Origin of the sequence: Flavobacterium macrobrachii (genome assembly GCF_014486675.1) — a bacterium.
Taxonomy (GTDB): domain Bacteria; phylum Bacteroidota; class Bacteroidia; order Flavobacteriales; family Flavobacteriaceae; genus Flavobacterium; species Flavobacterium macrobrachii.
In genome coordinates this window covers 1-562 of record NZ_JACTAC010000188.1, presented here as the reverse complement: position 1 = coordinate 562, position 562 = coordinate 1, and the positions used below count along the sequence as shown (strand labels likewise).

Sequence of the window (562 nt, the reverse complement as noted above, 5' to 3'; positions counted from 1 at the left end):
AACACTGTATCCTGTTGGTGATACAATTCCGTTAGCAACTATTATATAGGTTTCATTAGCAGCTAAAGAAGTTGTTAAATTATATATGCTTTCACTTGATGAAGAACTAGTAGAAGGTGCGATATCAATGCTTATCGAAGTTTCTGCTGGTAATTCTATAAATGGTGTTGCAGTTCTAAAGGCAAAATTATCTAGAGCTAAATCTCCATTGATATACACATCCACTTCGGCTGCGATAGCATCAGGTGAGTTGTGAATTACTTGTAAACGAGCTGTTGGCTCAACAAATGGAGGAAGTTGAATTAAATTTCCACCAGCAGCAGTAGCAACCCAAAGTCCAAAAGCAGGACCATTACTATTCGAAGCAGGATTTAAAAACCCGCTAGCAACTACAGTCAATGCTGCACCATCAAGGTTTAGCGTTTGTAGTGGAGCTGAATATCTAGCTACAGTAGTTGTTCCAGTTGCATCACGAACATCCAAAACAAAATCTAGGTTAGGCAATTCTAAATATCCTGCAAATTGTGGGTAAGATATATCATTAACAATAGTTCCTGCACCG

At 38.3% G+C, this 562-nt stretch carries 1 protein-coding gene; it reads right to left on the bottom strand.

Annotated elements, in window-relative coordinates; all coding sequences use genetic code 11:
- On the bottom strand, positions 1–562 hold a 562-nt coding region (locus tag IAI56_RS15895; protein WP_187658783.1), incomplete at both ends, for a DUF4397 domain-containing protein.